We start from the raw sequence: 22,229 nt of genomic DNA, 5'->3' as shown, positions 1-22,229 counted from the left end.
GCAACGCGTCAGTCAAGGGAGAGAACAAATGCCGTCGAACATGAATTCGGCTGCGCGTGCGCAGCATCATCTTGCGCATTGCTCTACATCCACGCCAGCTCGTCGCCAACGAGGCGATCCGATGAAAACGCGGTGGTGGTGGCTGCCGCTGAACATGCTGGCCTGGACCTTGGCGATGCCTTTGCTCAGCGTCGGCCTGCGCTTCCTGGAGCAGCATCGGATCCTGGCGATGTCGGGGAGCGCCGTGGCGGCCGGAGCGATTGCGCTTTTGCTTTGGGCCGCCTTGATCTACGCGAGATGCGTTCCGGCCGCGCCCGAACTTTCGCGCCGCATCGGGTACTTCGTGGCGTTCGTCGCCGCGATGCTTGCGCTGGGCGCAGGAGCCCTTTGGCTGACCTTCTGGGCCATCGTCGCAATCTACGGCCTGTAGCGCCCGCCCAGGGCTGCCCGTTCCGTTTGCCGGTGGACATCTGGCGGGACATTTGCGCCACCGCCATCGAGGCATCTACTCCCTTCGCCGTAGCTCCAAAACCCCGCATCTAGGCCGTTAGGCGGATTTGCCCGCCGCGGCGCGCGCCGGAAACTTCGTGTTTCTTTCAGGCAGCCCTTGCCGTTGACGGAGTGCGGATGAGTTGGCGAACAAAAGTGGTCTGGAGCGAGGGGATGCTGCTGCAGCCCCAGCACCTGCAGCAAAGCGAGCGTCATGCCGACCATGCGAGGCATGTGCTGCTGCGTTCCACCACGCCTTATGCCTGGGGATTCGCGGAGATCGAGATCGACCAGGCCGCGCTCACGCTGGGCAAGCTCGCGCTGGTGCGCGCGGTGGGCCTGTTCGGCGACGGCACGGTGTTCGACATGCCTGCGGTCGATCCGCTGCCCGAGCCCATCGACATTCCGCCCGCCATGCGCGACGAGGCCGTGGTGCTGGCGCTGCCGCTGCGCCGCGCCGGCGCCCGCGAGGCCGATGCCGAAGACTATGAAGAGCTGGTGCGCCACCGCGTGCTCGAGTCCGAGGTGCCCGACTCCAACACCGCGGGCGAGCGCACCGCCGTGCTGCAGCTGGGCCAGCTCCACACGCGCCTGATGCGCGCCAGCGAAGCCACCGACGCCTGGACCACGCTGGGCGTGGCGCGCGTGCTGGAGCGCCGCGTCGACAACCAGGTGCAGCTCGACCGCGCGATGCTGCCGCCGCTCTTGGACGTGGCGGGCCATGCCGTGATCCGTTCCTGGCTCGACGAGCTGCTGGGCCTCTTGCGCCAGCGCGGCGAGGCGCTGGCCGGCCGCATGACGCAGGGCGGCACCGGCGGCGTGGCCGAGATCGCCGACTTCATGCTGCTGCAGGCCGTCAACCGCAACGAGGCGGTCTTCGCGCACCTGGCCCAAAGCGCCATGCTGCATCCGCGGCACTTCTTCGAGCATGCGCTCGGGCTGGCCGGCGACCTGGCGAGCTTTCGCGATTCGCGCCGCGTCACGCGCTTCGGCCCCTACGTCCACGACGACCTGGCGCTGAGCTTCCGCCCGCTGATGGACGACCTGCGGCGCAGCCTCTCGATGGTGCTGGAGCAGTCGGCCATCCGCATCGACCTGCACGACCGCAAGCACGGCGTGCGCGTGGCGGTGGTGACCGACGTGGAGCTGCAGCGCAAGGCGACCTTCGTGCTCGCGGTGAATGCCAACATGCCGAGCGAGGCGCTGCGCGCGCGCTTTCCCACGCAGGTCAAGATCGGCCCGGTCGAGCGCATCCGCGACCTCGTCAACCTGGCGCTGCCGGGCGTCACACTCACGCCGATGCCCGTGGCGCCAAGGCAGATTCCCTTCCACACCGGCGCCAACTACTTCGAGCTCGAAACGCGCAACAGCGACCTGTGGCGCCAGCTGGAGCAATCGGGCGGCATCGCGATGCACATCGCGGGCGACTTCCCAGGGTTGGATCTGGCTTTCTGGGCCATTCGTTCCTAGCCGCATCGGGCTGACGGAAACGGAACACCATCATGACAACACCCGATCCCTTCGCCGCCTTCGAGTCGGAGCGCACGGTCATCAAGCCCAAGCCGCGCACGCCGGCCGGCACGCCGCCCGCGCCGGCTCCCGCACCGTTCTTCGGCGGCGCTGATCCGACGCCGGCCGTCGACGTCGGCGAGATCGGCCTGCTCAATCCGCTGGTCTCGGCCGCGGGCAAGCTGCTGGTGCTGATCGGCAAGCTGCGCAACCTGGTGCAGCCGCCCAATGTGCCGGCCCTGCGCGCCTCCACCGCCGACGCGGTGAACCAGTTCGACGCCGCCGCGCGCCGCGCCGGCGCCAGCAACGAATCGGTATTGGCCGCACGCTACGTGCTGTGCACCGCGCTGGATGAAGCCGTGGCCAACACGCCCTGGGGCGTGCAGGCCGGCTGGAACAAGCAGAGCCTGCTGGTGCAGTTCCACAACGAGACCTGGGGCGGCGAGAAGGTGTTCCAGCTGCTCGCCAAGCTCGCGCAGGACGTGCCCACGCACCGCCAGCTGCTGGAGCTGATCTACAGCGTGCTCGCGCTCGGCTTCGAAGGCCGCTACCGCGTGGTCGACAACGGCCGCGCGCAGCTCGATTCGGTGCGCCAGCGCCTGGCCGACCTGATCGCCAAGGACCGTCCGCCGCTCGAAGCCGAGCTTTCGCCGCATTGGCGCGGGCAGGGCGCGGGCACGGTGCGGCTGCGCGAATCGCTGCCGCTGTGGGTGTTCGCGGCCGGCTTCGCGCTGCTGCTCGCGCTGGCCTGGTTTGGCCTCAGGCTCACGCTCAACTACCGCTCCGACACCACCTATGCCGCGGTGTCGGGCCTGCGCGTGCCCAACCTCCAGATTGCGCCGCCTGCCGCGCCGGCCAAGTCGCCGCGGCTCGCGCGCTTTCTCGAGCCCGAGATCAAGCAGGGCCTGGTCACCGTGACCGACGAGGCCGACCGCAGCGTGGTGCGGCTGCGCGGCGATTCCTTCTTCGGCTCCGGCAGCGCCGAGCCCATGGCCGCCTCGCTGCCGGTGCTGCGCCGCATCGGCCAGGCGCTGGCCGAGGTGAAGGGCGAGGTGCTGATCACCGGCCACTCCGACAACCAGCCGATCCGCTCGCTGCGCTATCCCTCCAACTGGCACCTGTCGGCCGCGCGCGCCGATGCGGTGAAGGGCGCGCTCAGCACGCTGGTCGAGCCGGCGCGCATGCGTTCCGACGGCAAGGCCGACGCCGAGCCGGTGGCCGCCAACGACACGCCGGCCAACCGCGCGCGCAACCGGCGCGTGGACATCGTGCTCTTGTCCGAGCCGGACCGCGTGGCTGCCGCGGCGGGAGTGACGAAATGATCAAGAAAATCTTCGGCTTCCTGTTCAGCCCGCTGCTGCTGACGCTGCTGGCGCTGGTCATCGTCGCGCTCCTGATCTGGTGGATCGGCCCGCTGGTGAAGATCGGCGCGTGGGTGCCGCTCGAAAGCGAGCTCGCACGCGCGCTGCTGATCGGCGCCATCGTGCTCGTCGTGGTGCTGCGCGCGATCTACCGCCGCTGGCGCGCGCGCCGTGCGAGCCAGCACCTGACCGACGGCCTCATGAAGGCGCCCGCCGCCAAGGCCGATGCGCCGGTCAACGGCGAGCAGAAGATCCTGGACACGCGCTTCAGCGAAGCCGTGGCCACGCTCAAGCAGATGCGCCTGCATGCCGCAGGCAAGAAGCCCGGCTGGCGCGACTGGCTCTCCATTTCCGGCGGCAGCTACCTGTACGACCTGCCTTGGTACGTGTTCATCGGCGCGCCTGGCGCGGGCAAGACCACGGCGCTGGTCAACTCGGGCCTCTCGTTCCCGCTGGCCGAGAAGTTCGGCCCCGGTGCGATCCGCGGCGTGGGCGGCACGCGCAACTGCGACTGGTGGTTCACCGACGAGGCCGTGCTCATCGACACCGCCGGCCGCTACACCACGCAGGACAGCCACCAGTCGGAAGACAAGAGCGCATGGGAAGGCTTCCTCGGCCTGCTCAAGAAGGCGCGCCCGCGCCGGCCGCTCAACGGCGTGTTCCTCACGGTGAGCGTGGCCGACCTGCTGAGCCAGGGCCCCGAGCAGCGCACGCAGCTGGCCGCGTCCATTCGCGCGCGGCTGCTCGAGCTCGATGCGAAGCTCACCACGCGGCTGCCGGTGTATGTGCTCGTCACCAAGAGCGACCTGCTCTATGGCTTCACCGACTACTTCGACGACCTCGGCAAGGAGCAGCGCGCGCAGGTCTTCGGCTTCACGCTGGCGGCCGACGAGAACGTGCAGGCTGACGAGAAGGGCCTGTCCACGGCCTTTCACCGCGAATTCGCGCTGCTGCACAACCGCGTCAACGACGGGCTCATCGCACGCATGCAGCGCGAGACCGACGGCACGCGGCGCGCGGCGATCTTCGGTTTTCCGGCGCAGTTCGGCTCCATCGGCTCGATGCTGTCGGACCTGCTCGACCAGGTGTTCACCGGCTCGCGCTTCGCGCAGCCGCCGTGGGTGCGCGGCGTGTACTTCACCAGCGGCACGCAGGAAGGCAGCCCGATCGACCGCGTGATGGGCAGCCTTTCGCGCAGCTTTGGCATCGAGCGCGCGATGCTCGCGCCGCAGAAGTCCAGCGGCCGCAGCTACTTTCTCACTGCGCTGCTGCGCGAGGTGGTGTTCCCCGAGCAGCGCCTGGCCGGCGCCAACGTGAAGCTGGAGCGCCGGCGCCATGCGCTGCGCATGGCGGGCGTGGCGGCCATGACGCTGGTCACGCTCGCGCTGCTCGCGGGCTGGGGCTACAGCACGCTGCAGAACCTCAACTACCTGAAGTCGGTCGAGGCGCGCGTCGACCCCGCGCGCCAGACCTTGGCGGCCCTGCCTTCGCGGGTGCAGAACCTGGTCGAGGTGGCGCCGGTGCTGCAGGGCCTGCGCAACATCTGGAAGACACCCGACAACCGCCAGGGCGACGAGCCGCTGTCGATGACGCTCGGCCTCTACCAGGGCGACAAGCTCGACGCTGCCGCCAGGCTCACGCACCAGCGCGCGCTCAACGACGCCTTCCTGCCGCAGATCGCCAAGCGCATCGAGGACCAGCTGCGCACCGCGCAGAAGGACAACCTCGAATACACCTACGAGGCGCTCAAGAGCTACCTCATGCTCTACCAGCCCGAGCATTTCGATGCCGAGGCGCTCAAGGCCTGGATCACGCTCGACTGGGCGCGCAGCCTGGACCGCGGCATTCCCGAGGACCAGCGCCAGGCGCTCGAAGACCAGCTCGACGTGCTCATTGCCCAGGGCCCGCCGCGCTCGCCGCTCAAGATGGACGAGAACCTGGTGCGCAGCGTGCGAGCCGTGCTCGCGAGCTATCCGCTGGAGCAGCGCGTGTTCAGCCGCCTGAAGCGCCAGCGCGCCACCAAGGACATTCCGGCCTTCAGCATTGCCACCGCGGCCGGCCCCTCGGCGCCGCTGGTGTTCGAGCGCATCAGCGGCAAGCCGCTGACCGAAGGCGTGCCGGGCATGTTCACCTACGACGGCTACCACAAGCGCTTCCAGAATGAAGTGACGGTGCTCACCGGCCTGCTCGCGCAGGAAGACCCGTGGGTGCTCGGGCAAGACCGCAGCGCCGCCGACCGCATGCGCGACGTGGCGGCGCTCGGCGCGCTGACCGACCGCGTGCGCCGCCTCTATCTTGCGGAGTACGTCAAGGTCTGGGAGGCGCTCCTGGCCGACGTGCGGCTGATCCGCGCCAGCGGGCTCGAGAAGAACATCGAGGCCGCGCGCATTCTCTCGGGCGTGGGCTCGCCGCTTGCGAACTTTTTGCGCGCGGTGGTGAAGGAGACCACGCTCATCCCGGCCGACCAGCCCAAGGACGTGGTGAGCAAGGCGACCGCCACCGTCGCGAGCACGCGCAAGGGCCTGGAAGACCTGTTCGGCGGCGACCCCAACAAGGCCGTGGCCAGCGGCAAGCGCATCGAGAGCATCGTGGACGACCGCTTCGAGCCGCTGCGCCGCCTGGTCACCGCGGCCGGCCCGAACCAGCCCGCGCCCATCGACGATGCGCTCAAGCTCTTCAACGAGGTCTACGTGTACCTCACGGCCGTCGACACCGCCGTGAAGGGCCGCACCTCGCCGCCGCCCGGCGACGTGGCCGGCAAGCTCAAGTCCGACGCGGGCCGCCTGCCCGAGCCAGTGCGCACCATGGTGGAGAACCTGAGCCAGTCGGGCGCGGCGCAGGCCCAGGTGGCCGAGCGCGGCAACCTGAGCCAGGACCTGCGTCCCGTGACCGATTTCTGCAACCGCGCCATCGCGGGCCGCTACCCGTTTGTGGGCAGCAGCAAGCGCGACGTGCTGCCCGAGGACTTCGGCCAGATGTTCGGCGCCGGCGGCCTGATGGACGAGTTCTTCCAGAAGCGGCTGGCCGCGCTGGTCGACACCAGCACCAAGCCCTGGCGCTACAAGCCCGTGGCCGAACGCGGCGCCGTCACCACGCAGGCGCTGGCGCAGTTCGAGCGGGCCGCGCGCATCAAGGACATCTTCTTCCGCGGCGGCGGCCGGGGCCCGTCGATGCGGCTGGACTTCAAGCCGGTGGAAATGGATGCGGGCATCACGCAATTCATCCTCGACGTGGACGGCCAGCTCGTGAAGTACGCGCACGGGCCGGTGGTGCCCATGGCCGTGCAGTGGCCCGGCCCGAAGGGCAGCAACCAGGTGCGCATCCAGGTGAGCCCGCCTTCGGCCACCGGCAGTTCGGGCGCGGCGGTCGATGGGCCATGGGCGCTGTTCCGCGCGCTCGACGACGGCCAGCTCGAAGCGGGCGATGCGCCCGAGAAATTTTTCATCACCTTCCAGATCGGCGCGCGCAAGACGCGCTTCGAGGTGACGACGAACAGCGTGCAGCATCCGATCCGCTTGAAGGAGCTGCGCGAGTTCTCCTGTCCGGAGGGGCTGTGAGCGAAGCCGCTGTTTTTTCTGCATTGCCCGGATGGTTCGGCAAGCTGCCGGGCATGGGCGACTTCGCGCACCGGCGCCTGCCGGAGTCATTTCGCTCGGTGTGGGACCCGTGGCTGCAGCGCGGATTGGCGCGGCTGCGCGACCGGCATGCGGACTGGACTTCGCACTACCTCGAAGCGCCGGTGTGGTGCTTTGCGCTCGGGCCGCAGGTGGTTGGCGAAGGCGCATGGATCGGCGTGCTGATGCCGTCGGTCGATGGGGTAGGGAGGTACTTTCCGTTCACGCTGGCGGTGGGGCTCGATGCTTCTGCGGGCGGGGCGCTGCAGGGCGAGGCGCTGCAACAGGCGCTGGGGTGGTGGGCGCGGGGGACGCGGGCTGCGCTCGAAGGGCTTGAAGGGGATCTGGATGCGCTGCGGTTTGATGCGGTACTGGAGAGGGTGTTTGCTGCTGCCGGTGATCTCGAGGTGCGCGAGATGGCAGTGGAGTCGCTTGCCTTGCCGGGGGTGGGGGAGTCTTTGTGGCTTGGTGATCCGGGGGCTGGTGACGGGGCTCGGATGCTTGTTGCGGGGTTGCCTTTGGATGGTCGGTTTGAAGCCTTGTTTTTGGGGGGTGGGGAATGAAGTTCCTGCTTCCTTTTGTTGCCGGAGGCCGGGTCTCGCCCCGGCGGGCGAGCTACTTTCTTTTGCTTCGCCAAAAGAAAGTAGCCAAAGAAAAGGCGACCCCACTGTCTGCGACCCTTCGCTTCGCTACGGGCAACCTGCGGTGCTCGGGTTTCGCGGGGTCTCGCAGAACTCGCTTCGCTCAAACAGCTGCGAGCCCTGATCCGCGAAACCCTGCGCTCCTCGGCGCATACAGAGGGGCTTGGATACCGAACGGGCCTTTGCTTCGCTCGGCCACCAAGCCACCGCAGGCGCGCAGCGCCTGCGGTGGTTGGTATTGGCTGTTTGGATCGGACTCGGCCGAGCGAAGCGAAGGCCTGTCTTCTCCCCACCCCTTCTGGCTGCGCCGAGGAGCGCAGATGGAGGCGGGATCAGGGCCGCAGCTGTTTGAGCGAAGCGAGTTCTGCGGACCCCCGCCGGAGTCGAGCACCGCACGTTGCCCGCAGCGAAGCGGAGGGACGCAGACAGTAGGGTCGCCTTTCTTTTGCCTACGTTTCTTTGGCGAAGCAAAGAAAAGTAGGTCGCCCGCCGGGGCGAGACCCGGCCTCGGAACACAAACAAGAACAAACAAAGGAGCCCGTCAATGACCGAAGCTCCAAACCCCAGCATGCCCCCAGAAGACGACCGCACCCGCGTCATGTCCAGGCCCGCGCAGCAACCCGCAGACAGCGAAACCGACACCTCCGCCACCGTCATCACATCCGGCTCCACAAGCCTCTCCAACGCGCCACCAGCAGCAGTCGCCGCTGCAGCAGAAACCAGCGAAGCCGGCCTCCTCCCCGTAGGCAGCCGCCTCGCCGAATTCGAGATCACGCGGGTCGTCGGCCAGGGCGGCTTCGGCGTCGTCTACGAAGCCTGGGACCACACGCTGGAACGCGTCGTCGCCATCAAGGAATACCTGCCCACATCGCTGTCCACAAGGCAGCACGACGGCACGGTGGTCCCGCTGTCCGAGCGCCACCGCGAAACCTTCGACCTCGGCATGCGCAGCTTCATCAACGAAGCCCGCCTGCTCGCGCAGTTCGACCATCCCTCGCTGCTGAAGGTCTACCGCTTCTGGCAGGAGCGCGGCACCACCTACATGGTGATGCCGTTCTACCGCGGCGACACGCTGCGCCAGGCGTTGGTCTCCATTCCCGCGGGCGTGGACGAGGCCTGGCTGATCCGCATCATGGACGGCGTGACGCAGGCGCTGGCGGTGATGCACGGCGCCAACTGCTACCACCGTGACATCGCGCCCGACAACATCATCCTGCTCGAAGGCTCCGGCCGGCCGGTGGTGCTCGACTTCGGCGCTGCGCGCCGCGTGATCACCGACAAGACGCAGGCGATCACCGTCATCCTCAAGCCCGGCTACGCGCCCATCGAGCAGTACGCCGAAATGCCCGACATGTCGCAGGGCGCGTGGACCGACGTCTACGCGCTCGCGGCGGTGATGCATGTGGCCGTGTGCGGGCGCGCGCCGCCGCCCTCGGTGGCGCGGCTCCTGTCCGACAGCTACGTGCCGCTCGTGGGCAACGACATCCTGCGCCAGCGCTACAGCCTGCGCCTCTTGCAGGCGATCGACGCGGGCCTGGGCGTGCGGCCCGAATCGCGGCCGCAGTCGATGGCCGAGTTCCGCGCCGCGCTCGACCTGGAGGTGGGCCACAGCATCGCGCCGCCGCCGCGCACCACGCCCGGCGGCTCGGGCGCGCGGAACAACACCGGCAACGCCGACCTGCCGACGACGATCGGACGCGGCAAGGCATCACCCGCGCCGGCACCCGCTCCGGGCGCGGGCGAAAAGAACAGCGGCAAGGCCGTGGCCGCGATCGCCTCGGTGGCGGTGCTGGCCGCCGTGGCCGGCGGCGGCTGGTGGTGGTACCAGGGCCGCACCACCGCGGCCGCGGAAGGGGACAACAACGGCGGCAAGCAGGTCGCGGTAGTCGCACCGCCGCCGCCGCCCGAACCGCGCGTGGTCCAGGCACCTCCGCCACCACCGCCGCCACCTCCGGCGCCCCGCACGCCGCTCGAATCGCTGCAGTCGCTCGCGGCGGGCGCGGCGCCGGGCTTCGACGTGACGGCCGCGCCCAGGAAGGCCGAGGTGTCGATCGGCAAGGACAAGCTCGCCTTCGAGGTCCGCAGCAAGCGCGAGGGTTTCGTCTACGTGTTCCTGCTGTCCAGCGGCGGCGAGATGTTCCTGCTGTTCCCGAACCTGCTCGACAAGTACAACAAGATCACCGCAGGCAGCCCGCTCTCGCTACCGCGCGCCTCCTGGCCGATGGATGCGGGCGGTCCGGCCGGCACCAACCAGTTCGCGGTGCTCGTGAGCGAGCACGAGCGCGACTTCGGCGGTTCGGGCGTGCAGAACGACGGCGTGTTTCCGCAATTTCCGCTGCCCGTGCTGGCGGCGCTCGAAGCCAGCCGCGGCACGGGTCCGTCGCCTTTGCTGGGCAAGCCGGTCTGCGCGCCCAACACCCCTTGCAACGACGTCTACGGCGTCGCGAATTTCAAAATCGTCGAGAAGTAATCGTCTGCAGAGCGTTGGCCCGTTGGGCCGCTCTTTCCGGACAAGGAGGCTTTCATGAACACGACACCGTCGCCGGTTCTTTTCATTTCCGCCCTGCGCTGGGCGGCCACCGCAGCAGCCATGCTTGCGGCGGGCTGCGCCAACCCGCCGCCGACGGCGAGCGCCGGCGCTTCGGACACGGCGGCCAGCGCGGCGGCCGCCGGCTCGACGACGGCGACGCCCCCACCGCCGCGCCCCGCCGGCTCGAGCACGGCCGGCCAGGCGCGCACCTTCTCGACCCAGCTGGCCACCTACACCTCGGTCAGCTTCGATGCCGTGCCCGGATGGGCGCGCGACGACTTCTCCGAAAGCTGGCCCGCCTTCCTCGGCAGCTGCAAGGTGCTCACCGGCCGCGGCGCCGAGTGGAAGGACGTGTGCGCGCGCGCCCTCCGGGTCGACAGCAAGAACAACAGCGCGATCCGCGCCTTCTTCGAGCAGGAGTTCTCGGCCTACCAGATCCGCGACGACGACCGCAAGCCCGATGGCGTGGTCACCGGCTACTTCGAGCCCGAGATCCCGGGCAGCCGGCAGTACGCGGCGCCGTTCATCTACCCGGTCTATGGCCAGCCCGAGGACATGCTGTTTGCCGATGCGCGCAAGCTGCCGGCCGGCAGCGGCACGGTGGCGGCAAAGGTCGAGGGCCGCAACGTGGTGGTGCAGACCGGCCTCAGCACGCGCGACATGGGCGCGCCGGGGCTCTATGCGCTGGACCTTTCGGCCATCACGCGCGACACGCTCGACCGCAAGGTGCGCCTGCGCATCGAGGGCAAGCAACTGCTGCCCTACTACACGCGCGAAGAGATCGAGACCAAGGGCGCGCCCAATGCCCGCGTGCTGGCCTTCGTGAGCAGCGCCACCGCGCTCTACGAAATGCAGATCCAGGGTTCGGGCCGCATCAAGCTGGCCAACGGCGACATCATCCGCGTGGCCTATGCCGAGCAGAACGGCCAGCCTTTCCGCCCCACGCTGGCGCAGGCGGCCAACGGCAAGCCGCGCAGCCCGGTCAAGGTGCGCGGCTCGTCGATCGAACTGCAGCTCGACGACGGCGACGAGGACGACGACGTTGGCGGCCCCGCGACCGGCACCATCCGCACGCGCGGCTTCACGCTTGCGCAGCCCACGGCCAGCGGCGCGGTGCTGGTGCCGGGGCGGCGCACGGCCGGGCCGGTGGTCGGCTCGGGCATCAAGGACCCGAGCTACGTGTTCTTCAAGGAATCGCCGTCGCCTTCGGGCGGGCCGGTGGGCGCATTCGGCGTGCCGCTGTCGGCGGGCCGCTCGATCGCGGTGGACCCGCGCAGCACGCCGCTGGGCTACCCGGTGTTCGTGTCGACCCGCGCGCCCGGCACCGGTGCGCCTATGCAGCGGCTGACCATTGCGCAGGACACCGGCGGCGCGATCCGCGGCGCGGTGCGGGCCGACTATTTCTTCGGCAACGGCCAGCAGGCCGCGAACAACGCGCGCCGCATGAAGGAGCGCGGCCAGCTCTGGATCTTGCTGCCGCGCGGCCTGGCCGTGGCCACGGCGGCGGTGTCCTCGGCCATCCGCACGCGCGGCGGCCCGGCGGGCGCCGGCCTGCCGCAGTGCCTGGTGCCGACCGAAGGCGTGTGCGTGGACGACTGAGTCATGTCTGCCCCCCGGCTTTTCACTCGCTGCGCTCCTGTAACTCCACCCCCCGAGGGTGAGGCGCGGCCCGCCTTGGGGCGGCCCGGCGGCGGCCGCTGACCCATGCAAGAAACCCTTTCGTCCGCGGAAAGCACCGAACTCGTCCGCCTCTGGCAGCGCCGGCAGACGCTGTCCCCGGGCGACATGGGCACCATGTACCGCATCGTGGGCGATGCGCTCGTGGCCTGCAATCCGCCCGAGCTGCAGGTGCTGGGCGAAGGCCGGCAGGAGCTGGTGGCGCAGTTCATCTACGTGAAGGTGCTGCGGCTCGATGCCGATCCCGACGAGGCCGACGAGCGCGCGGGACACAGCGCGCCCTCCACCGCCTTTGCGCTGTGCGCGTACTTCCGCCGCTACCTGATCGACTGCACGCGCGCGAGCGCATTCCGGCGCAAGCTCTCGATCGGCGAGCAGGTCAGCGAAGCGCAGCTCGAAGATGCGCTGGGCGCCGGTGAAGACCTCGAAGGCTGCCTCGCGGAACACGGCCTGAGCGCCGGCGCGGTGCAGCTGGCCGCGCGCGCCTTCATCGCCGAGCTGCCCGAGCCCGAGCGCATCCTGCTGTGCGAGGGCTTCGGCAAGGAGGCCGAGGGCGGCCTCTCGGGCATTGCCTCGCGCCATGCCATCGCCTCCTACCACTACCGCGCGGGCCGGCTGGGCCTGGTGCACAAGCGCGAGGGCCTCACCGCCGACTACGCCAAGACCCGGCTTGGGGGCTGGATCCAGCAGACCCTGGGCATCGCGATCGAGCCCGGCAACATGGCGGCGATCCTGCAGGTTTTCAAAATCCTCGGTGCTGAAGCGTCTTATGCCTGAAGACATAGCCATTCAGGAACAGACCGCCATGAACACCGACCTCTGGCCCCCGCTCAGCGTGATCCGAAGCGCATTCCAGGCCGCGGGCACCGCGCCTGCGGGGCCGGGCGCGCCCGGCCAGGAGACCGCCGTCGCGATGCCCGGCGCCGCGCAGCAGGGCACCGCGGCCGCGCCGCCGCGTGCCGTGCTCGATCTCGTGCTTCCGCTCACCGAATTGGCCCGGCGCCGCGAGGCTGTCGCCCAGCGCGCCTTCAGTGCGCGCTGGGCGCCGGGCCGCCTCGTGAGCGTGGTGCACGAAGGGCGGCTGCTCGGCGTACTGCTCGACCGCTGCATCCACGGCAACCTGTGGCAGGGCTGGATGGCCGCGGGCGAGGCCGACTGGGCCGGGCCGTTCGACGTGCTGCTCGAGCCCGGCGACGAGCCCTTCGAGCCGGCCTTCGGCCTGGTGCAGGCCTGGAACATGCTCACGCTCGAACCGAGTCCGCAGCTGTGCGCGCGCGTGCTCGGCGAGGTCTCGGCCACCCGGCTCGCCGCGATCCGCGCGGTGCACGACGAATGGGCCGCGCAGGCGCCGCTGGCCATCGCGCCCGAGCCCGGGCGCATTGCGCTGCGCACCGTGGGCGGCGTGTTCTCGGTGCTGTCCGGTACGCCGCTCGCTGCGCAGGATCCGCGTGCCGACTACCAGGCGCTCTATCGCTCCGCCGCATCGCAGCTGGGCACGGCCCTTCAGCCGGCTTCGAGCCGCGCATCGGCGCCGCCGAGCGTGCCGCGCGCCCGGCCGCAGCCGCGGCCCGAAGGCGGCTGGTGGGGCAGCATCCGGCACTGGTTCGGTTCCGGCGGATGGCTGCGTCCCGCGTTCGCGGTGCTGGCGCTGTTCGCGGTGGTGCAGAACACCGGCCTGCTCGGCAGCCGGGATGCGGAGCAGGACGATGTGCGCTTTCGTGCGGTGCCCGCCGTGCCCGTTGCAACGCAAGCCAACCTGGTCGTGCGCTGGAAGGACGGCGTGCGCATCGACGAGGCCGGCCGCCTGCTGCGCTCGATGCCGGCCGAGGTGGTCGGCGGGCCGGATGCGAACGGCGTCTGGCGGCTGCGCGCGGCCGATCCGGTCGGCGGCCGCGCGGTGCTTGCGGCATCGCCGCTGGTCGAGTCGGCCGGACCGGTCTCGGGGCGGCCATGACATCGGCCTGCATGCTGTCTTGTTCCCTCTCCCGCTTGCGGGAGAGGGGCAGGGTGAGGGTAGGTGCCTTCGCAAAAGCATCGCCCTCGCCATCGCCGCCGGCCCTCACCCCAGCCCTCTCCCCAAGGGGAGAGGGAGCAACACAGCGGCGCTTCCTGCAAACGTTGCTAATGGCGTGGCTGCTTGCCTGCAGCAGCTTTTCCTTCGCCACCCAGCGTGCCCTGCTCGTCGGCGTCTCCGAACTCGTCAACCAGCCGCAGGCCCTGTGGCTGCAGGCGCCGCGCAACGACGTGATGCTGATGCGCGATGCCTTGCTGAAGCAGGGCTTTGCCCCATCCGACATCACCGTGCTCGCCGACGGCGTGGGCGGCGCGGTGCTGCCCGAATCGCAGGCCATCCACGATGCACTCGGCCGGCTGCTCGCGCAATCGAGAAGCGGCGACTTCGTGCTGCTCTACTTCTCGGGCCACGGCACCCGCCTGCGCGACAGCAGCAAGCTCTACCAGGAGCCCGACGGCCTTTCGGAAAACTTTCTCGCGCGCGATGTGCGCGGCACGCTCGGCAGCGACAGCGCGCTCACGGGCGACCTGCGCGATGCCGATTTCGATGCCTGGATCCAGGCCCTCCTCGCGCGCAACGTGTTCGTCGCCTCCATCTTCGACACCTGCTCGGCAAACTCGATGACCCGCAGCGGCACGGCCGAGAGCCCGCTCATCGCCGATGGGCCGGCCGACGACGAGGTGCGCTGGCGCGGCCTGCGCATCGGACAGCTGCTCGGGGCGCCCGCTCCGGCGGCGCGCGCTCCCGTGGCGCGGCCCGCCGCGACCGAGCCGGTGCCGCGCGCGCGCTATGTCGCGCTCTTCGCCTCCGAGAGCCACCAGATCACGCCCGAGCTGCGGCTGCCGCGCAAGAGCCGCAATGCGCGCCCGCAGGGCCTCCTGACCTGGGCCGTGGTGGAGGCGCTCTCGCGCCGGCCCGCCACCTGGCGCGAGCTGTTCGATGGCGTGCTCGCGGCCTATCCGCCGGTGATCGACGAACTCGCGCAGCGCTTTCCCACGCGCGAGCTGCCATCGCCGGTGGCCGAGGGCAACCTCGATGCGCCGATCTTCGCCAACCGCGCGCAGCCGGTTTCGACGCGGCCGGTGTGGCGCGCACAGCGCTCCGGCGACGCGCTGGTCCTGCAGGCCGGCCAGCTCGACGGGCTGGTGGCGCAGCAGCCGCTGCGCGTGCTGGCCACGATGGAAGACGGCACGGTGCGCAGCGCCGAGGGCCTGCTGCTGCAGGCCTACACCGACAAGGCGCGCATGGCGGTGCCGCCCGCGCTGCGCGAGCTGTCCGGCGCCGCGCTCTGGAACATCACGCCGCTCGGCGAACCGGCGTCGGTCGCGCTGCGCGTGCGTGCGGAGCAGGGCCTGCCGCCCGGGTTGAGCCTCGACTACCCCGCCTCGGTCGTCGCCGTGGCCGCGGCGGACGGTGCCGACGTGCACTGGAGCGCCTCCCGGCTCGACGTGCTCTCGCCCGCGCTCGGCGCCGGCGCCAGGCCTGTGCCGGCCGATGCCGCAGCGGCCCGCCGGCATCTTGAAATGCTGGCCCGGCTCAAGTGGCTCAGCCAGCTCTACGCCATCGCCAGGGATGCGCAGTTCGAGGGCTTCGACGCACTGTTCGAAGTGTGGAACGGCGACCGCCTGGTGCGCAGCGGTCCGGCCCGCCAGGCCGGCGCCGGGCTGCTGCCGCTGCGTGCCGGCGAGCGCGCCGTGCTCAATGTGCGCAATGCCACCGGGCGCTCGGTGGACCTTGTCGTCGTCGGCATCGACCCGCAGGGCGGTGCACGCCAGGTCTACCCCGGGGACCCTGGCGAGACCAACCGCTTCAAGCGCGGCACGCGCGACGCGCCCGCCGTCAAGCGCTTCGAATTGCCCTGGTTCAACGCCGAAGGCGGCCGGCTGCTGGTGCTGGCCGCGCCGGCAACGCCCTACAGCGCGCCGCGCCTGTTCGGCGCCGGCACGGCCGACGGGGTGGCCCAGGTGCGGGTGCGCGGCGCCCTGCAGCAAGACAGCGAGCGGCAGAGCTTTGCCGCAATGGTGCATTGGGCGGGCGAAGCCTTGTCCGCCAGGTAACGACAGACCACCGGATTTTTTTCAGGAGATCGACATGAGCTGGACCTACGATGGAAAACTGGACCCCGACGAGGCCCTGCGCCTGCTCGACTACCTGTCGGGCGAATCGGGCAACGACTTCGCGATGATGATCGAGAGCAAGGGCTCGCCGATCGAGGGAGAGTCCAAGCGCACCTACGAAGACGGCAAGCAGCGCATGGACATCGGCGGCTACTCGTACAAGTCGGACGTCGTCGTTCCGCCCGGCTCCACCAAGGGCAAGCTGCGCAACCACGCCTTCATCGTGATCCGCGACTGCGATGCGGCCACGGCCTCCATCGCGAGCCTGCTGAAGAGCCAGGACAGCGACCTGAAGGTGACCATCTCGGTCTTCAAGGCCGGTGGCGACAGTTCCAAGGACCAGCAGTCGCACCTCGAATTCGTGCTCGAAGGCGCGCGCGTGAACTGCCACGCCATCGTCACCGGCGGCACGCCCAAGCGGCCCTGCGACCTGATCTTCTTCGACTACACGAAGCTGGAGATCCGCTCGGCGCCGCAGCAGCAGACGGGCGCGCGGGGCGCCGTCCGCACCTGCACCTTCGCGGGGAACTGACATGGCCAGCTCCGCCGAACTCCTCAAGTCCGCCGACCCCGTCGCCGCGCTCAAGGCCCTGAGCGACGAGGTCCGCGCCAAGCCCGCCGACAGCAAGCACCGCGTCTTCATGGCGCAGCTGCTGTGCGTGCTGGGCCAGTGGGAACGCGCGCTCAACCAGCTCACCGTGGCGGCCGAGCTCGATGCGCTCGCCGTTCCCATGAAGCAGGTGTATGGCGACGCCGTGCGCTGCGAAGGCCTGCGCGCCGAGGTGTTCGCCGGCACGCGCACGCCGATGATCTTCGGCCAGCCCGACGAATGGCTGGCGCTGCTGATCGAATCGCTGCTGCGCCAGGGCCGCGGCGAGAGCGAACTGGCCGAGGACCTTCGCCAGCGGGCCTTCGACGGCGCACCCGCCATCGCCGGCACCATCGACGGCGTGCCCTTCGAATGGCTGGCCGATGCCGACATGCGCCTGGGCCCGGTGCTCGAAGCCTTCGTCAACGGCAAGTACTACTGGATTCCCTACGCGCGGCTTGCGCACATCAAGATCGAGCCGCCCGAGGACCTGCGCGACTGCGTCTGGATGCCCGCGCACCTGCAGTTCGAGAACGGCGGCGAAACGCTGGCGCTGATTCCCACGCGCTACGAGGGCAGCGAGAACAGCGAGGACGGCGAGCTGCGGCTCGCGCGCAAGACCGAGTGGCGCGAACTGCGCCCCGAGGTCTGGGCCGGCCGCGGCCAGCGCGTGCTCGGCAGCGACGCGGGCGAGTACGCGCTCATGGACGTGCGCGAGATCCTTTTCACGCCCACCGCCTCTGCCGCAGCGCAGGACGGCCTCGGCGATGCAGGCGGCTGATCGTGGCCGAGCTCACCGCCCAGGAGCGCCTGCAGCCGTCGCTGCTCGACCGCCTGGTCGACGACGCGCCCACCGAAAAGCGCGAGAGCGACGACAAGCGCACGCTCACCAAGCAGGCGCTGCGCTCGGCCGTGCTGCGCGACCTGAGCTGGCTCTTCAACGCCACCGGCTTCGGGCTTGCGATGGACGACAAGCAATACCCGAACGCCGCGCGCTCGGTCATCAACTACGGATTGCCTATGCTGTCTGGCCAGTTCACCTCGTCGGTGCAGCGTGTCAGCATGGAACAGGCTTTGAAGAACGCAATCCTGCAGTTCGAGCCGCGCATTTTGTCCCGCACTCTCGAAGTTGAACTCGTCATGGAAGGCTCGGCACTCGACTCGCACAACAGCATCGGCCTGCAGATCCGCGGCATGCTGTGGGCGCAGCCCGTGCCGCTCGAGTTCCTGATGCGAAGCCGTGTAGACCTGGAAGAAGGACGCATCGAGATCGTGGACATGGCGCAAAACCCAAGGTGAGTCCGACATGGACCCTCGGCTGCTGAACCTGTATGAACAGGAACTGCGCTACTTCCGCGAGAGCTCCTCGGAGTTTGCGCGCGCCTTTCCGAAGATCGCGCACCGCCTGGGCATCGAAGGCCAGGAGGTCGCCGATCCGTACGTCGAGCGGCTGATCGAGGCCACGGCCTTCCTGTCGGCGCGCGTCAACCTCAAGCTCGATGCCGAATACCCGCGCTTCACGGGCCACCTGCTCGACATCGTCTATCCGAATTTCCTCGCGCCCACGCCCGCCATGGCGGTGGTCTCGTTCTCGCCCGACCTGGACGACGCCAACCTTGCGACCGGTCCCAGGCTGCCGCGCGGCGCGGGCCTGCGCGCGCGGCAGGCCGTGGGGCAGAACACGCACTGCGAGTTCCGCACCTCGAGCGCGCTGCGCATCTGGCCGATCGAGATCCAGCGCGCCCAGTACTTCACCTATGCGCCCGACCTGCCGCTCGCCACGCACCCCCAGTCCCGCGCCATCCGCGGCGGCCTGCGCATCACGCTGCATGCGACGGCGGGGCTCAACTTCAGCCAGATTCAGCTCGACGACCTGGTGCTGCATCTGGGCGGCGCCGAAGATGTGGCGTGGCAGCTGCAGGAGTGCGCGCTGGGCCAGCCCATCGGCGTGATGGTGCGGCCGCTGTCGCCCACCGGTGCGCTGCAGGGCGCGGCGCAGAGCCTGCCGGCCACGGCGATCCTGCCGGTCGGCTTCGAGGACGATGAAGCGCTGCTGCCGGTCACGGCCACCGGCTTCTCGGGCTTTCGGCTGCTGCAGGAGTACTTCGCGTTTCCACAGCGCTTCCAGTTCCTGCGCATTGCCGGGCTGCAGTCGGTGCTTGCGGCCATGCCGGTCGCCGAGGTCGAGCTCGTGCTGCTGTTCTCGCGCGGCGATGCGGCGCTCGAAAAACTGGTGAGCGCCGACAACGTGCAGCTGCACTGCGTGCCGGTGATCAACCTGTTCAACAAGCGGCTCGACCGCGTGCCGCTGACCGAAGGCGTGAGCCAGTTCCACCTGGTGCCCGACCGCACGCGCCCGCAGGATTTCGAGGTGCACACCGTCACCGAGGTCATCGGCCACGGCGCACCGGGCGCCGATGCAGCGGCCGCCGAACAGGTGTTCCGCCCCTTCTATTCGGCCTTCCACGGCACGCGGCACAGCCACCCGGCTTACTTCACGACCACGCGCGAGCCGCGGATGCTGTCGGTGCGCCAGCGCACCGAGGGCCATCGCAGCAGCCACATCGGCTCCGAGGTCTACATGCAGATCGTCGATCCGCAGCAGGCGCCGTATGCGGCCGCGCTGCGGCAGCTTGCGGTGGCCGCGCTGTGCACCAACCGCGACCTGCCGCTCCTGATGCCGCTGGGACGCGACAACGACTTCGACTGCGTCGACTCCTTCCCCGTGCAGCGGGTACGCATGGTGCGCGGTCCTTCGCGGCCGGTGTCGCCGGTGGTGAGCCAGGGGCTGGGCTGGCGGGTGGTCGATCACCTGGCGCTCAACTACCTGTCGATCTCCGACAGCACGCCGGAGCAAGGCGCCGCCGCATTGCGCGAAACGCTGATGCTCTATGCCACGCATGCCGACGAGATGCGCCAGGGCCAGGTGCGCGGGCTGCTCTCGGTGAAAGCCAAGCCCGTGGCGCGCCGCCTGCCGCTCAAGGGGCCGATCGCCTTTGGGCGCGGGCTCGAAGTGACGCTCGAGGTCGACAAGGACGCATTCCACGGCCACAGCGTGTTCCTGTTCGGCGCGGTGATGGCGCGCTTTCTGGCGCGCCATGTGGAGGTCAACCATTTCGTCGAGACCGTGCTGCGCGTGGCGGGCCGGGGCGAGACCATGCGATGGAGGCCGCTGTGCGGGACCCGGCAGATCCTGTGAGCGCCGCCCGGCCCCCCGAGGGCGCGAGCCTGGGGGGGGCGGTCAACACGCGGGTCGACACCGCGCTGCGCGCATGGTCGGCCGAGCCGTGGTCCTTCGACTATTTTGCGGTGCTGCGCCGGCTGGAGTCGGTGGCCGCGACCACGCCGCGCTGGGGCCGTGCCCTGCTGCCGAGCGCGGAGCCGGTGCGCGTGGGACAGGAGCCGTCGCTGTCGTTCGCGCCGGCCAGCTTCAGCCGCTTCGAGCCGGCCAGCGCGTATTCGCCACCGCGCCTGCGCCAGCACTTCTTCAGCTATGTCGGGCCCAACGGTCCGCTGCCGGTGCACCTGAGCGACTTCATCCGCGAGCGCAGCCTGAACCATGGCGATCCGACCTGGCTGGCCTTTCTCGACAGCTTTCTGCACCGCTTCTCGCTGCACTTCTACCGCGCCTGGGCGCAGGCGCGGCCCGCGGTGGCGCTCGACCGGCCGGGCGAGGACCGCTTCCGCCTGCAGGTTGGCGCGTTCGTGGGCATCGGCACGCCGGGGCGCATCGAGCGCGACGAGGTGCACGACGATGCGCGCCTGCATTTCTCGGGCTGGCTCGCGCGCCGCGTGCACAACGCCGAGAGCGTGGAAGCGGTGCTGTGCAGCTACTTCGGCGTGCCCGTGAAGCTGGAGCGCTGGGTCGGCCACTGGATGAGCCTGCCCGCCGGCGAGCTCACGCGGCTGGGGCAGGGCGAGAGTTCGCGTTCGATGGGCATGGGCGCGATGCTCGGCACGCGCGCGTGGGACCGGCAGCACCGTGTGCGCCTGCACATCGGCCCGCTCACGCTCGCGCAGTACCGCATGTTCCTGCCGACCGGCAACGCGCAGCCGGTGCTGCAGCGCTGGATGCAGCAGCTGCTCGGCGACGAACTCGAATGGGACGCCGAGCTGGTGCTCGAGACGACGCAGGTGCCCGCCACGCGCCTTGGCCAGGCCAAGGGCAACGCGCCGCGCCTGGGCTGGGTCTCGTGGCTCGGCCAGCGCACGCGTGCCAAGGATGCGGCGGACGTGCGCATCGGCAACCGCCCGATGACCGCCCGCAGCGCCCAGGCCACCGTGGGAGCCGCCGCATGACGACGACGCCCGTGCACCCGGACACGACGGCGCACGCGGCCGCGCTGGCGCAAGCCGCGGCCCTGGTCAAGGCGCAGAAGCTGGACGCGGCGGACCGATTGCTGGACCGCCTCCTGGAGGCCGCGCCGGCCGACCCCGACGCCCTGCACTACCAGGGCCTGCTGCGCCATGCGCAAGGCCGCAGCAACGAGAGCATCGCGTTGATCGGAAGGTCGCTCACGCTGCAACCCGCGCAAAGCGGCGCCTGGAACAACCTGGGCAACCTGCTGGTCGAGACCGGCCGCATCGACGGCGCGATGCTGGCCTACGGCAACAGCGTTTCCTTCGCCAAAGAAGGCGACGAAGGCGCCGATGCACTGAGCAACATCGCATCGCTCGAACGCCGCAAGGGCCACTGGCAAGCCGCCGAGCGCGTGAGCCGCCAGGCGATCGAACTGCGGCCGGAATTCAGCGAGGCCTGGTACAACCTGTCGATCGCGCTGATGGAGCAGGGGCGCATCCATGAGAGCGTCATCGCCAACAGCCGCGCGGTGCTGCTGCAGCCGCGCAACCTGAGCGCCCGCTCGCAGGTGATTCGCGCGCTGGAACTGCTCGGAGAGCATGGGCAGGCCCTTGGCATGTACCGGGAGTGGCTGGCCGAGGATCCAGGCAATCCCGTGGTCACTCATCTGCTGGCCGCCTGCGAGGGGCAGGCGCCCGCGCGCGCCAGCGACGGCTATGTGGAGACCGTGTTCGACAGCTACGCCGGAAGCTTCGACGCCAGCCTGGAGAAGCTGCACTACCGTGCGCCCGAACTGGTGGCGCAGGCGGTGCAGCAAATGCATGGCGCGCCGGCCGCGAGCCTGGCCGTGGTCGATGCCGGCTGCGGCACCGGGCTCTGCGCCCCGTTGCTGCGGCCCTGGGCCGCGCACCTGGCCGGCTGCGACCTGTCGGTCGGCATGCTGCAGCGCGCGGAGCAGCGCGGCGGCTACGACGTGCTGCACAAGGCCGAGCTCACCCACTACCTGCAGACCCAGCCCGGCCGCTTCGACCTGGTGATATCGGCTGACACGCTGTGCTACTTCGGCGACTTGCACGAGGTGCTGGCGGCGGCCGCGCGCGCGCTGCGTCCGGCGGGCGGGGTGGTGTTCACGGTCGAGGCCATGCCCGGGGGACAGCACGACTTCAGGCTCGAAGGCAGCGGCCGCTACCGCCATGCGGCTGCGCATGTGGAGGCCTGCCTTGCGGCTGCCGACTTTGGTGCCGTTCGCATCGAGCCGATCGTGCCGCGCCGCGAAGCGGGGCAGGACGTGCAGGGGTGGCTGGCCAGCGCAAGGCTTTCTGCGCATTGACGCCGGACACGGATCGTCGAACTTCGAATTTACCGGCATGAATCGTCTTCAACAGATA

Annotated in this window: 16 protein-coding genes; all 16 read left to right on the top strand. The window is 69.9% G+C overall.

Annotated elements, in window-relative coordinates:
* Positions 1-28 precede the first annotated feature (28 nt).
* The 16 genes from AC1DSC_RS23810 to AC1DSC_RS23735 all read left to right on the top strand — a co-directional run bounded on the left by AC1DSC_RS23810 (position 29) and on the right by AC1DSC_RS23735 (position 22,171).
* Complete coding sequence (locus tag AC1DSC_RS23810; protein WP_369664136.1) at positions 29-430, top strand: hypothetical protein; 402 nt, start codon at positions 29-31, stop codon at positions 428-430.
* A 197-nt stretch (positions 431-627) separates the two neighbouring features.
* A complete protein-coding gene (gene tssK, locus AC1DSC_RS23805; RefSeq protein WP_369664137.1) occupies positions 628-1,959 on the top strand; it encodes a type VI secretion system baseplate subunit TssK in 1,332 nt (443 codons plus the stop codon).
* Positions 1,960-1,991: 32 nt separating this feature from the next.
* Positions 1,992-3,320 (top strand): DotU family type VI secretion system protein, encoded by a 1,329-nt coding sequence (locus tag AC1DSC_RS23800; protein WP_436287207.1) that lies wholly within the window; start codon positions 1,992-1,994, stop codon positions 3,318-3,320.
* A complete protein-coding gene (gene tssM, locus AC1DSC_RS23795; RefSeq protein ID WP_436287208.1) occupies positions 3,317-6,916 on the top strand; it encodes a type VI secretion system membrane subunit TssM in 3,600 nt (1,199 codons plus the stop codon). Before AC1DSC_RS23800 ends, tssM begins: the two co-directional genes overlap by 4 nt.
* A complete protein-coding gene (tagF, locus tag AC1DSC_RS23790) occupies positions 6,913-7,536 on the top strand; it encodes a type VI secretion system-associated protein TagF (protein ID WP_436035003.1) in 624 nt (207 codons plus the stop codon). The genes tssM and tagF overlap by 4 nt, the downstream gene beginning before the upstream one ends.
* Positions 7,537-8,158: 622 nt before the next feature.
* Entirely contained in the window at positions 8,159-10,084 is a 1,926-nt protein-coding gene (locus AC1DSC_RS23785; RefSeq protein ID WP_436287209.1) for a protein kinase domain-containing protein, read from the top strand.
* 54 nt (positions 10,085-10,138) lie between these two features.
* Positions 10,139-11,743 carry a murein transglycosylase A gene (gene mltA, locus AC1DSC_RS23780; RefSeq protein ID WP_436287210.1) on the top strand — a complete coding sequence of 535 codons (1,605 nt, stop codon included), beginning with the start codon at positions 10,139-10,141 and terminating at the stop codon, positions 11,741-11,743.
* 105 nt (positions 11,744-11,848) lie between these two features.
* Positions 11,849-12,598: a hypothetical protein gene (locus tag AC1DSC_RS23775; RefSeq protein ID WP_012745684.1), complete on the top strand. Its 750-nt coding sequence runs from the start codon at positions 11,849-11,851 to the stop codon at positions 12,596-12,598.
* A gap of 28 nt (positions 12,599-12,626) precedes the next feature.
* Positions 12,627-13,775, top strand: coding sequence for a hypothetical protein (locus tag AC1DSC_RS23770; RefSeq protein WP_436287211.1), 1,149 nt, complete (start codon positions 12,627-12,629; stop codon positions 13,773-13,775).
* 170 nt (positions 13,776-13,945) lie between these two features.
* Positions 13,946-15,892, top strand: a complete 1,947-nt coding sequence (locus tag AC1DSC_RS23765) for a caspase family protein (RefSeq protein ID WP_436287212.1) — start codon at positions 13,946-13,948, stop codon at positions 15,890-15,892.
* 34 nt (positions 15,893-15,926) lie between these two features.
* Entirely contained in the window at positions 15,927-16,484 is a 558-nt protein-coding gene (locus tag AC1DSC_RS23760; protein WP_012745687.1) for a type VI secretion system tube protein Hcp, read from the top strand.
* Position 16,485: 1 nt separating this feature from the next.
* Entirely contained in the window at positions 16,486-17,322 is an 837-nt protein-coding gene (locus tag AC1DSC_RS23755; protein ID WP_436035008.1) for a type VI secretion system accessory protein TagJ, read from the top strand.
* Positions 17,323-17,324: 2 nt separating this feature from the next.
* Positions 17,325-17,840: a type VI secretion system baseplate subunit TssE gene (tssE, locus tag AC1DSC_RS23750; RefSeq protein WP_012745689.1), complete on the top strand. Its 516-nt coding sequence runs from the start codon at positions 17,325-17,327 to the stop codon at positions 17,838-17,840.
* A gap of 7 nt (positions 17,841-17,847) precedes the next feature.
* Positions 17,848-19,740, top strand: a complete 1,893-nt coding sequence (gene tssF / locus AC1DSC_RS23745; RefSeq protein ID WP_436035009.1) for a type VI secretion system baseplate subunit TssF — start codon at positions 17,848-17,850, stop codon at positions 19,738-19,740.
* Positions 19,737-20,840 carry a type VI secretion system baseplate subunit TssG gene (gene tssG, locus AC1DSC_RS23740; protein WP_436035010.1) on the top strand — a complete coding sequence of 368 codons (1,104 nt, stop codon included), beginning with the start codon at positions 19,737-19,739 and terminating at the stop codon, positions 20,838-20,840. Before tssF ends, tssG begins: the two co-directional genes overlap by 4 nt.
* Positions 20,837-22,171, top strand: coding sequence for a methyltransferase domain-containing protein (locus tag AC1DSC_RS23735; RefSeq protein WP_436035011.1), 1,335 nt, complete (start codon positions 20,837-20,839; stop codon positions 22,169-22,171). The genes tssG and AC1DSC_RS23735 overlap by 4 nt, the downstream gene beginning before the upstream one ends.
* The last annotated feature ends 58 nt before the right edge of the window (positions 22,172-22,229 follow it).

The organism is Variovorax sp. 01N425, from assembly GCF_056399465.1.
Note: the sequence above shows the minus strand (reverse complement) of the source record. Positions and strands in the feature narration are given on the sequence as shown.

Bases quoted from the DNA above. Each gene is read 5' to 3' on its own strand.
- AC1DSC_RS23810 (WP_369664136.1), top strand. From the start codon at position 29: ATGCCGTCGAACATGAATTCGGCTGCGCGTGCGCAGCATCATCTTGCG.
- tssK (WP_369664137.1), top strand. From the start codon at position 628: ATGAGTTGGCGAACAAAAGTGGTCTGGAGCGAGGGGATGCTGCTGCAG.
- AC1DSC_RS23800 (WP_436287207.1), top strand. From the start codon at position 1,992: ATGACAACACCCGATCCCTTCGCCGCCTTCGAGTCGGAGCGCACGGTC.
- tssM (WP_436287208.1), top strand. From the start codon at position 3,317: ATGATCAAGAAAATCTTCGGCTTCCTGTTCAGCCCGCTGCTGCTGACG.
- AC1DSC_RS23785 (WP_436287209.1), top strand. From the start codon at position 8,159: ATGACCGAAGCTCCAAACCCCAGCATGCCCCCAGAAGACGACCGCACC.
- mltA (WP_436287210.1), top strand. From the start codon at position 10,139: ATGAACACGACACCGTCGCCGGTTCTTTTCATTTCCGCCCTGCGCTGG.
- AC1DSC_RS23775 (WP_012745684.1), top strand. From the start codon at position 11,849: ATGCAAGAAACCCTTTCGTCCGCGGAAAGCACCGAACTCGTCCGCCTC.
- AC1DSC_RS23770 (WP_436287211.1), top strand. From the start codon at position 12,627: ATGAACACCGACCTCTGGCCCCCGCTCAGCGTGATCCGAAGCGCATTC.
- AC1DSC_RS23765 (WP_436287212.1), top strand. From the start codon at position 13,946: ATGGCGTGGCTGCTTGCCTGCAGCAGCTTTTCCTTCGCCACCCAGCGT.
- AC1DSC_RS23760 (WP_012745687.1), top strand. From the start codon at position 15,927: ATGAGCTGGACCTACGATGGAAAACTGGACCCCGACGAGGCCCTGCGC.
- AC1DSC_RS23755 (WP_436035008.1), top strand. From the start codon at position 16,486: ATGGCCAGCTCCGCCGAACTCCTCAAGTCCGCCGACCCCGTCGCCGCG.
- tssF (WP_436035009.1), top strand. From the start codon at position 17,848: ATGGACCCTCGGCTGCTGAACCTGTATGAACAGGAACTGCGCTACTTC.
- AC1DSC_RS23735 (WP_436035011.1), top strand. From the start codon at position 20,837: ATGACGACGACGCCCGTGCACCCGGACACGACGGCGCACGCGGCCGCG.